The sequence below is a fragment of the Paenibacillus sp. Y280 genome (assembly GCF_056786335.1).
Map to the genome: position 1 here is coordinate 101,617 of NZ_JBXCIW010000016.1, position 11,485 is coordinate 113,101.

The 11,485-nt window shown below is 47.9% G+C and carries 8 protein-coding genes; 5 read left to right on the plus strand and 3 right to left on the minus strand.

Translation table 11 applies throughout. The features are described 5' to 3' along the window. Nucleotides 1–272 precede the first annotated feature (272 nt). Nucleotides 273–1,427, minus strand: coding sequence for a peptidylprolyl isomerase (locus AC1TPC_RS19515; protein ID WP_482068466.1), 1,155 nt, complete (start codon nucleotides 1,425–1,427; stop codon nucleotides 273–275). Between the two features lie 376 nt (nucleotides 1,428–1,803). On the opposite strand from AC1TPC_RS19515, the gene AC1TPC_RS19520 reads away from it, so the two are divergent. From AC1TPC_RS19520 to AC1TPC_RS19540, 5 genes are all read left to right on the plus strand, one after another. Beyond that, nucleotides 1,804–3,249 carry an HD-GYP domain-containing protein gene (locus tag AC1TPC_RS19520; protein ID WP_482068467.1) on the plus strand — a complete coding sequence of 482 codons (1,446 nt, stop codon included), beginning with the start codon at nucleotides 1,804–1,806 and terminating at the stop codon, nucleotides 3,247–3,249. A 110-nt stretch (nucleotides 3,250–3,359) separates the two neighbouring features. Next, nucleotides 3,360–4,355, plus strand: a complete 996-nt coding sequence (gene mgrA / locus AC1TPC_RS19525) for an L-glyceraldehyde 3-phosphate reductase (RefSeq protein ID WP_482068468.1) — start codon at nucleotides 3,360–3,362, stop codon at nucleotides 4,353–4,355. Nucleotides 4,356–4,552: 197 nt separating this feature from the next. After that, a complete protein-coding gene (locus AC1TPC_RS19530) occupies nucleotides 4,553–8,413 on the plus strand; it encodes a response regulator (protein ID WP_482068477.1) in 3,861 nt (1,286 codons plus the stop codon). Between the two features lie 102 nt (nucleotides 8,414–8,515). Beyond that, entirely contained in the window at nucleotides 8,516–9,247 is a 732-nt protein-coding gene (locus AC1TPC_RS19535) for a response regulator transcription factor (RefSeq protein WP_482068469.1), read from the plus strand. A 200-nt stretch (nucleotides 9,248–9,447) separates the two neighbouring features. After that, nucleotides 9,448–10,743, plus strand: a complete 1,296-nt coding sequence (locus AC1TPC_RS19540) for a putative bifunctional diguanylate cyclase/phosphodiesterase (RefSeq protein ID WP_482068470.1) — start codon at nucleotides 9,448–9,450, stop codon at nucleotides 10,741–10,743. Nucleotides 10,744–10,844: 101 nt separating this feature from the next. On the opposite strand, the gene AC1TPC_RS19545 is transcribed toward AC1TPC_RS19540, so the two are convergent. Together AC1TPC_RS19545 and AC1TPC_RS19550 are read right to left on the minus strand one after the other, a co-directional pair. Further along, entirely contained in the window at nucleotides 10,845–11,063 is a 219-nt protein-coding gene (locus tag AC1TPC_RS19545; RefSeq protein ID WP_482068471.1) for a hypothetical protein, read from the minus strand. Nucleotides 11,064–11,192: 129 nt separating this feature from the next. Next, complete coding sequence (locus AC1TPC_RS19550; RefSeq protein ID WP_482068472.1) at nucleotides 11,193–11,360, minus strand: hypothetical protein; 168 nt, start codon at nucleotides 11,358–11,360, stop codon at nucleotides 11,193–11,195. Nucleotides 11,361–11,485: the final 125 nt, after the last annotated feature.

The following is an 11,485-nucleotide window of genomic DNA, read 5'->3' on the forward strand; positions in this document are numbered from 1 at the left end:
GTAAAACAATCATCTATTCCTCATTTAAGAGATTCGCATACAATAGATTAACTTCAGAAAGCAGCGGGCTATACCGATCGAGCAGGCAGATCATAGGACGACAGCATCAAATGACAGCCTCCTGCTTTTTACTGAAGCCAAAGCCATCCCTAGCTCCTCCCTCCGGGCGAAGGATGGCTTTTTTTATATTTCGCATTTGCGGAAAAAAAAGGGGCAGCGTCCCGCGGGCCATAAAGCTCCTGCGAGGCACTGCCCCTTTATTCCATGTCAGTTTATTCCGCTTTTGGTGCTTCAGTCGCAGCAGGGTCCGTAGTTGCTTCCGGAGTCAGCGTGTTAGTGATTTTCGCCTTTGTGCGAATTTCACTCATCCAAGCCTCGGATAGCTCATTAACCTCTGCAGCAACAAGCTGCTTCTTGATTTCTTCCTTCTTCTCTTCGAAGGTTGGTACAACAGCGGCTTTCTCAGCTGTTTTCTTAATGATGTGGAAGCCATGCTCGGATTGAACAACACCGCTAATTTCATTAACCTTTAGTGCGAAAGCAGCCTCTTCGAACTCAGGCACCATAGCGCCTCTGCCAAAGAAGCCAAGGTCGCCGCCATTATCCTTTGAGCCTGGATCGGTTGATTTCTCCTTCGCAATAGCTGCGAAGTCTCCGCCTTGCTTAAGCTCAGCAAGAGTCGCGTCTGCTTCTTCTTTGGTAGCTACCAAAATATGCGATGCTTGAATCTGCTCAGGCGTGCCGAGTTGACCCTTGTTCGCATCATAGGATTGCTGCATCTCTTCAGCTGTAACGTCCGTTTGTGGCTCCAAAATTTTGCGGATCGTCAGATTGATCTTTGTATCCTTCTTCAAGCTGTCAAGCGTCATGTTGTACTGAGCAAGCGCGGAGTTGAACTGCTCATCCGTTCCAAAGGTCTTCTTAATGAGCGCGATTTCGGCATCAATGTCTGCATCTGTAACCGTAATGCTTTTCGCTTTGGCCTCTTGCTGAATGAGCTCTTGCGTAATGATGTTCTCAAGCGTAGCAGGACCGCCTGCTTTAACTAGCTCATCGTAAAGCTGGTCTTTGCTTATATCTGTGCCGTTGACGGTAGCCACGGCTTCATTGCTAGGTCCGAATGGCGGCTTAATTAATACGACGATGAGCAAAATGACCAGAACAGCCGAGATGATCATCCATGCTTTTCCGCCTCCGCCTTTTGGCGCTTGATGAGCGCTCTCTGCTCCTAAAGCTGCAGTGTGAATATCGTCGTTTGATGCTTCTGGCAGATCTCCGTCGGATTCTTTAAGAAGCTCCTCTTCGATGGCTGCATCTTGATTTGAAAGCTTGTCCTGCTTTTCGGTTTCTTCGAACGTATAACGTTCTTCTTTCGCGTCCAATTCTTTTTCTGGCTCTTTGTTGGACTGCGAGTCCTTGTTAGTCATTAAATAAACTCCCTTCGTATTTGCCTGTCTTTCAATACTATAACAAAACATGCATGAAAAAACCTTAATCTAACATAAAAATATAGTTTGCTGAAATTGTCGATACCTAATTGCTTGTATAAAAAATGATCGATGCGTTTTTTTAAGCTAACGAATGGCTGGAAATGGAAATCCTCACATTTCAGCATAAACTTCACTGTTTAAAGGAAGCTTGCGGGATGATATGATAGTGACAGAGCAGATTCCAACATTATCCTACAAATTTCGCGTTAGGATAAGGCTGATAATTGCTTTTCACATGACTTGGAAATCGTTAAAAGCCTTAGCGGCTTATTCATAAGTATAGCAATTATGAGAGATGGTAGGAGGAATAAGCTTGAGCAAAAATGCTGTAGTTTTCATACGTTTGTCAATATCCATGCTTATCCCTTTGGCAGGCTATTTGGTACTTCGTGGTTCTGAGCTGGATAAAAGCATTAATGCGCCTCAGGAACATTTTTATATTGTCAGTTTCGTATCTGCTCTCTCGCTGGCATTAGCGATTGCGGTCGGTTTCGTCGCTATCCAGCTTCGCAATATTAAGATTAGTTTTTTATCATTATCTTATGTATCTCTTACGACGATGTTTGTTCTGCATGGCTTATCCACGCCAGGGTTTCTTCTGCATCATACGAATATCGCAGGCAATGCTGCCCAGCTTAGCGTTATGCTGGCTGTTGTATGGCTATGGATGTCTTCGGTTTCCGTGGACCGGCCTCTGATCAAATGGTTCGCATACTGGCAGAGATTGCTGCTCCCGGTGTGGACGCTGCTGCTGCTCGTTTTCTGTGCAGCGCTTTGGCTGAATCCCGAAATCACTTTATATTTTCTTCTGAGAGAGCTTCCGATGAAATGGTCTGTCAGTATTTTCATTATCGCCTTGAACAGCTGGACGATATACCGTTATTTGAATACATACTTATCCTCCCGTTTTCCTCTGCAGCTGGCAATCGTCTATAGCTCAGGCTGGATGATTATCGCCCAGATCATCGTTGTTAGCAGTAATATCTGGGATATGAGCTGGTGGCTGTACCATTTCCTGCTGCTTGCCTCCGTGATCGTTATGGTCATGGGCATTATCAATCAATATGTCAGCTCCAAATCGATCACCTCTTCCGTCAAGCTGATGTTTCGCGCCAATCCGCGCGATTGGATCAATACCTATATGTCAACCAGTGTGCGTGAGCTAGTCATGACTACGGAGGCGCGGGACTCGTATACAGCGGGGCATAATTATCGGGTTGCCTTATATGCGCTGAAGCTTGGCGAGGAGCTGGCGCTTACTTCTGCTGATCTGAGAGCGATTGCTCAAGGCGGACTTGTTCACGACGTCGGCAAGCTGCGCATTCCGGATACGATTCTGAATAAGCCAGGCAAGCTTACCCCCGAAGAGCGTCTAGTCATTGAGGTGCACCCCGTTTCGGGTTATGATCTGTGCAAACGGCTAGGCTTTATGCCGGAGGAGCTATCGGTCATACGCTCGCATCATGAGAAATGGGATGGCAGCGGCTACCCGGATCAGCTCACGGGAGAACAGATTCCGCTTCTTGCGAGAGTAGCCGCCGTGGCGGATGTTTATGACGCGTTGACCTCTTCGCGCTCCTATCGGAAAGCAATGTCGCATGAGGATGCCATGGCAATTATCGTGAAGGAAAGCGGGCATCACTTTGACCCGCTTTGCGTCCATGCATGGATGCGGCTAGTGAGCGAGCAGCCGGGATTTTTCGAGGAAACGGTGCGAAACAGTCCGCACCTCAAGCTGGACAAAAAAAATACGAGATAGAGAGTGAGAGAGTTCCCTTTGTCCATATACAGTTGTACAATAGACGGGGAGCCTCGGATTTATTCCATATGAGAAGAGGTTTACCAATAACGGGTTAGGGGATATCGAACATGACGTATTTAGCGGCAAATAATCGGTATGAGGGAATGAAATATAATCGCGTCGGACGCAGCGGCTTGAAGCTGCCGGCTATTTCCCTAGGGCTATGGCATAATTTCGGCGGCGTTGACCGTCTTGAGAATGGGCGAGCTATGGTGCACCGTGCATTCGACCTAGGCATTACTCATTTCGACCTTGCTAACAACTATGGGCCGCCTCCAGGCTCGGCTGAAGAAACATTTGGCCAAATTCTAAAGCAAGATCTCACTGCTTATCGCGATGAGCTTATCATCTCGACCAAAGCAGGCTACCATATGTGGGAAGGGCCTTACGGTGACTGGGGCTCTCGCAAATATTTGATTTCAAGCCTGGATCAGAGCTTGAAGCGGATGAATTTGGATTACGTCGATATTTTTTATCATCACCGTCCAGATCCGAATACGCCGCTTGAAGAGACGATGGGCGCGCTCGATCATATCGTACGACAAGGCAAGGCGCTGTATGTCGGCGTTTCGAACTATAATGCGGAGCAAACGGCTCGTGCGGCAGCTATTTTGAAAGACCTTGGCACACCTTTCCTTATCCACCAGCCATCCTATTCGATGTTTAATCGCTGGATCGAAGATGGTCTGCAGGACGTGCTGGAGCAGGAAGGCATTGGCTCTATCGTATTCTCTCCGCTTGCAGGCGGCTTGCTTACTAACCGTTATTTGAACGGTGTCCCTGCCGATTCGCGCGCGGGAGGACCAAGCGTATTCCTGAAGGCTGATCAAATTACAGATACCAAGCTTAATAAGGTTAAGCTGCTCAATGAGCTTGCTCAGGGGCGTGGACAATCGCTCGCCCAGATGTCGCTTGCATGGGTACTTAGAGGCGGAAAAGTAACCTCTGCTTTGATCGGCGCAAGCCGTGTAGAGCAAGTAGATGACAATGTTGCAGCGCTCAGCCGACTGGATTTCAGCGACGACGAGCTTAGCCGCATTGAATCGATACTAGCAGCCGAGTAATAGTATAATCACTTCTAGCAAAATGATTGAAGATCAAATAAGTTAAACGCTAGAGCAGCAGACCGCAGTCATGCGGAATGCTGGCTCTAGCGTTTTTTTATTCTCCAAGCGGTCGTTAAAGAGGTATAATAGTGTCAAAGTTCGACAGTTTCGGCTAAGTTAAGGAGCAGCGGGAGGAGAAAGCTTGCTTGAAAAAAGTGTCGTTACGAACTAAAGGGTTGTTTTTGATTGTTCTCATTTCTTTTATCCCGCTGTTGATTGCCGGGGTGGGCAACTATTCCGCCGTGAAGGAAGCGATGCTTCAATCGGAGATTGAGAAGACTAGCAGCCGGCTAAGCAACCGCGCAAATGTATTGGCGTCATGGATGGCCATTCGCAAGGCAGAGGTTGTCGTGATGAGCCGCACGGAAGTCGTGCGATTCGGTACGGATGAAGAGCGGCTTAATTATTTTGGGCGTGAGCTCATCCGCGGCGGCTTCATTTATCAAGCGATCGGGTTTATTGATGAGAATGGACTCGGCTTGCATAGCGATGGAGGAAGGCAGGATATGAGCGGCGAGTCCTTCTTCCAAGAGGCTATCAAAGGTCAGGTGGTCATTACAGATCCTATAACGCCATCGTTTTCCGAAATGAGGCAATCGCTTATCGTTGTACCCGTATATGGGGTCATGAATGAAATCAAAGGGGTTGTGTATGCTTCTTTCGTATTCTCAACCTTGCGGCCATTCCTTGCGTTTGCAGACGAGAACTCGATTATACGTTTGTTTAATGATCGAGGAGGCATTCTATACCACTCGGATCAAGGCGCTCAGCTGCGTCCAAGCTTGTTCGATAAGCAATCCCCGCTTTATCCGATTGTAAACAAGGTGCTGGAAACGCAAGAGGGGATGACAGAGTTAAGTATTGAAGGCAAGGAATATGCCGTCTTCCACACAAAGGTAAGCGATACACCGTGGCGCTTTGCGCTGCAAGAGCCGATGTCGAAGCTGCAAGAGAAGATGAAGCCGATCTTTTGGCGTATTTTTACGACAATCGCCGTTTCGGAGATCATTATTGTTATCTTTTTCTATCTCTATTTCGAGCGTATTGTGAAGCGATTGGAGCGCATTCTAGGCGTTACGGAGCAGGCTGCTGCCGGGAGATTCGAGGCCGAGCATCTTGAGATTGAGCCGCATGATGAGATTGGCCAGCTCGGCCATTCCGTCAACGGCATGATGGAGCATCTGCAAGAGATGTTCGACCGGCTTGAGGCTATTATCAACCAGAACCAGTATGCCTTCATCGTTCTTGACGATCAATATAAGGTTTCCTATTTGAACAAAACGGCTGAGGAGATGCTTGGCTATAAAAGCGAGGAGCTGGCCGGGATTGCTACGCCGCTATTGTTCATGGATTTGGACGAGGTTCGCTTGGAAGCCGAGAAGCTCTCATTAGAGCTTGGCAGAGAGGTTAAGCCTGGCATTGATCTATTTAAGGAGCTTCGCAAACAGAGCTTCTCCTATGAGCGGGAATGGACCTTTATACATAAAGACGGTACGCGAATTCCAACGTTGCTTAGCTCGAATGGCCTGCGTGACCGCAATGGGCGTTTCTCGGGAGTCGTCGGCATGGTTCTGGATATTTCAGATCGCAAACAGATGGAGAAAACACGCAATCGCTTGCTCGACATTGTGGAATCAGCGAAGGATTTGATCGCCTCAGTCAACTCCGACGGCAAGGTCGTTTACATGAACCGCGCCGGCAGGGAGATGTTAGGCTTGCAAAGCGTTGTAGATGGCGAATATACTGTCAAACAGCATTCCCAGCCGGATATGTATGCGGAGCTTGTGAATGGAGCTATTTTAGCCAAAGAATTCGGGTACTGGGAAAGCGGAGCACAGCTGCTGAAGAGCAGCGGCGAGCCGCTTCATGTGTCGATGGTCGTCGTCGCTCATCAGAATGAAGATACGGGAGAGCTGTTTTTCTCATGCATCGCCCGTGATATTTCCGAGCAGAAGATCGTGCAGGAGGAGCTTGTGCGCGCAACGCTGGAGGCGGAGGAGGCGAATCAGGCAAAAAGCAGGTTCCTTGCACTGATGAGCCATGAGATTCGGACCCCGCTTAACGGGATTATTGGTTTGGCGCAGTTAATGCGCAAGACAGGGCTTTCCGCGTCGCAGAAGGATTATATGGATAAGATGAATACATCCTCTGAGACGCTTCTGCGCATTATCAATGATATTTTGGACTTCTCCAAAATTGAGGCAGGCAAGGTTGATATTGAACGATTGCCGTTCCAGCCGGATGAGCTCATGCACCGCATAACCGACCAGTTAAGCATTTTTATGGGGGGCAAGGAGCAATTCGAATTTATTGTCGATATGCCTGAGCATATGCCCCAGACGGTTATTGGGGATGCGCTGCGGCTTGAGCAGGTTCTTCTCAACCTGTGCATGAATGCCATCAAATTTACGAACCGAGGACGCGTGAAGCTGCAGCTGGAGCTTGTGGAGGAGTCGGATAACGTCGTGAGCATACGCTTCATCATCTCGGATACGGGCATTGGGATGAGCGCAGGACAGGTGGATAGGCTATTTAAACCCTTTACGCAGGCGGATGGGTCAACGACCCGGAAGTTTGGCGGCACGGGTCTTGGACTGGTCATTTCAAAATCGTTGGTTGAATTGATGGGAGGCAGGCTGGAGGTTTCAAGCGAGGCTTATGTAGGCAGTCGGTTTTTCTTCACCCTTCCCTTCACCGTCCTTCACAAGTACAAGGAGCAGATCAGCCTGGTTCGGCAGGATTTGAAGGAGCAGCTTGTATGGATCGTTGAGGATGACGACGAGATGCGAGAGCATTGGAGTGAGATAATCGAGTCTATAGGCTTAACGCCTCTGCCGTTCCATTCGTGGAAGATGGCACGGGATCGCCTTCGCCGCATCGGAGAGGGTGCATTGCCGAAGCTCATTGTGCTGGATATGGAAATGCCCGATATGTACGGCGCGGAAACCTGGCTTGAGTTCCACTGCGACGCGGAGGCGGCAGGCGTCAAGACGATTGCGATGACGACCTCTTACGGTCGTGATGAGATGATGCAGCTGCCAGCAGAGCAAAGGCCGGTCATGCTGCTTATCAAGCCGATCATGCGAAGGGGCATGCTGCGTGCGATCGAAAGCGTCCTTGAGCAGAAGGGCATAAGCGCAAGCGAACAGGAAAGTGCGCCTCCCGTTGTGGAGATGCGGGAGAACGGTGTGAATACGCGCATTCTGCTAGCGGAGGACAATAAGATCAATCAGCTGGTCGCGATTGAAATATTGAAGGAGCAGGGTTACGAGTTGGGCTTAGCGGAGACCGGCGAGGAGGTTCTTCAAAAGCTAGCAGAAGAAAGCTGGGATCTCATATTGATGGATATTCATATGCCGATCATGGATGGCTCAGAGGCGGTTCGACTAATTCGCACCCAACCGATATATGATGATATTCCCATTATCGCAGTAACGGCAAATGTGCTTCGCAATGATCACGAGCGGTATTTAAAGCTTGGCATGAATGATGTGGTGACAAAGCCGATCTCATCCGAGCGGCTGCATACGGTTATCACTTATTGGCTGAAGCAGGGCAGTGAGCAAATAGCGAAGTCAGAGGCCAAGCAAGAGCCGCTTGCAAAGGCAAATCGTTCCCCTGAATTAGACGCTGCAACGGGCAGCGCTTTGCCGGACATAGCCGGAATGGATGTGGCTGGCGCTCTGGCGAGAGTAAATGGGAAGCTGCCGATACTGCTGCATATGATGGAGCAATTTATGCTCGATTACGATTCCTATGCCGATAAGCTGCGTATCGCGGTCAAGCAATCTGAGCTAACCGTAGTCAAACGAATGGCGCACACCCTGAAGGGAGCAGCCGGATATTTGTCTGCTTTTGAATTGTTGGAAGCGGTATGCGAGGCGGAGCGCATCGTTAAGCAGCAGCAGCTTGAGACAGAAAGCCTACATGCCGCTATTGACCAGGTGGAAGAGAAGCTGAAGCAGCTAATGGACGGGCTTCGATATGCCAAAGAAGTATTCGACAATAAACACTAACAATTTTCTAACAAGTTGTTGTTCCTTTATTATCGGTATTGTATAGTAGAGATACGTTAAATATTTGACAGAAATCTTCTATCCTCAAAAAGGGTGACGACAATGTATAAAGTTTTAGTTATTGAAGATGACGTCATGATGAGTGATATGCTGTCTATGTATTTATCAGAAGAAGGCTATTCCGTCATGCAAGCCTACAGAGCGGACGAAGGGTTGAAGCTCACGTCAGAGTTTGTTCCTGACTTGGTGCTTCTTGATTTAATTCTGCCCGATTTGGACGGTATGGAGGTTTGTACACGCATAAGAAAGCACTCTAACGTGCCGATTATGATTCTATCCTTGAAGAGTGAAGTGTCTGAGAGGGTCCAGGCTTTGAAGGCTGGAGCGGATGACTACATGTGCAAGCCATTTAGCATGCACGAGATGACGGCTCGGGTAGAAGCATTGATTCGACGTTCGAATACGATGCAGGCTGAAACGAAGCAGCAGGCTGCTGCAGCACTAGAAGCGATAGATGATCGTGAGCCGATCCAGCTTGATTTTGAAAGACGCCTATTGCTTGTTCGTGGTCAACTCGTTGAAACGACCTTCTCGGAATACGAGCTGATGAAGCTATTTCTAGCTTACCCAGGCAAGGTGTTCAGCAGGGAAGAACTTATAAATATGATTCGCGGCTTTGACTCCTTTGTGACGGACCGTGCCATCGACGTTCATATCGTCAATCTCCGCAAGAAGATCGAACAAAACCCGAAGGAGCCAAGGCTGATCCGGACGGTTTGGGGATTTGGCTATAAGTATACGGCCGAGCTTACAAGCAGCATTAGCCAAAGCTAAACGCAGCTGAGCTTCAGCTTATATTTCACCTAAGTGCCATTTCGCTGCTGCGGAGTGGTATTTTTTCTCTAGCCACACAATGAGGGATGTTAAGGCAGGTATTAAATTATCTAACATTCTCCTAAATAAATCCCCTAAATTTTCCTAATGTTTATATGACAGAATATTTAATTATAGTATTGGGACGGTGGTTGAACAAAATGGATGCGTTGACCGGTTTGCCTGGTCGCAACGAAGCTTTTGCACAGCTTGAAGTTGCCGTCAATGTCGTACGTGCGGCGGGTAAGCGTATGGTAGTGGCGTTGGTCGATTTGGATCGGTTTTATCGTGTGAATGAAACAATGGGAACAGAGTTTGGCAATGAAGTCCTTTGCATAATGGGGAAGCGGCTGGCAGAAGCAAGAATGGTATCTAAGACTGTGAGCAGGGTTGGAGGAAATCGATTTTTGGTAACGATGCCAATCGAGCATGATGATGGGCAAAGCCAGCAAGCGGTGGAAGAGATCAAAAATGTAATCGAGCGTCCTATAGATGTCGATGGGACTGAGCTGTATTTGACCACGAGCATCGGGGCAGCGTTGTTTCCACAGGATGGCCGTACAAGCGAGCAGCTGATAAGCCGAGCGGAGTTGGCCTTATACCAATCCAAGGAGCAGGGCGGCAACCAAGCTCGGTTTTATAATACGGAGGGTACTATCCATCTTAATCGTCGCATCGATATCGAAGCGGCACTGAGACCGGCTTTATCTTTGCAGCAATTCCATCTCAGCTACCAGCCTATCTATCGCATGAACGATGGCAGGCTAAGAGGATTCGAAGCGCTGATTAGGTGGCGGCACCCGGAGCTGGGCGTTATTACGCCAACGGAATTTATACCAATAGCCGAGCATAGCGGCCTGATCGTTCCTATCGGAGAATGGGTGCTGCGAGAAGCGTGCAGAATGCTCGCGAGTATGAGTGAATACGGTATGAATAGCTTGATTATGTCCATTAATATCTCGCCACTGCAGCTGCAGAATTCAGCATTTTCGCAGACGATGCTTCATGCATGCCAAGATTATGGGCTTGACCCGACCTATTTTGAGCTCGAAATTACCGAAAATACGATGATTAACTCCACCGATACAGCCTTGTCCAACCTTAGCTGGCTTCGTGCCGCAGGCGTGCGCATTGTGCTTGATGATTTTGGCGTCGGCTCCTCTTCTCTCGCGAATTTAGAGCAGTTGCCAGTGCAAACTTTGAAGATCGACAAGTCATTTATCAAACAGATTGATCGCAATAGTGCGGAACAAATTATCGTCGAAGGCATCATTAAGCTTGCTCATAGGCTGGGGCTCGAGGTTATCGCCGAGGGCGTCGAATACAAGGAGCAATACGAACTGCTGAGTGAATGGGGCTGCAACTACGTACAGGGATTTCTTCTCGGCAAGCCGCAGGAGCCTGATGTGCTTGACCTTTCCATGATTCGCCGTGCCGACTACACCTTTGAAAATTAGGCATGCCCGGCGATTATTGCAGTGCCCGTTCTTTAAAAATATAAAAGACCTGTTTGGGCACAATAGGGGATGCGCCATCAGGTCTTTTTATCTATCAATAATCAGCATACTTCAAGATAAAGCTTTGTGCCGTCGTTATATTGGAAAATAGCCACATCACGTACCATTTCTACGGATTTAATTCTTCTCCATTTTTTGCGGAAATCAAAATCCAATTCCAGTTCATACAATTTATGATTAAGAAGATCTATGAATGCGGATTGTTCGTTAGGATAGTAGACAGGGACGGAACGACTTTTGAAGGTCACGATTTTCATCATTTCCTATAACACCTCCGATCAATTTCCCCCTATTCTAACGTAAACCTTTTAGCCTCTTATGAAACTGTCGTCAGAATTTTGTTTATTTTGTTGACACTTTTCTAACATTTTCGACATTTCCTGCATGTATTAGCTGGAATAGCTGCTGTACTTCTTCTTATAGTAACCGTGCCCGCGGTGAGGACGATTGTAAGGACGGTACCCGTTATGGTAATCACTGCTGCTGTAATGCCTTTGGCCGTGGCGCTTGCGTCCCATAAGCGAGTATAACAATCGTTTGAGAAGATGTTTTAGCATATGGTTAACCTCCCACTATAAAGTAATGTTTTCTCCTGTTTTCTCACTCATTCTTAGATTTACAACTTTGACACCTTAGAGGTGAGGGAGAAATGTTGGTATAAATCATATTTTTCTGCAAAAAC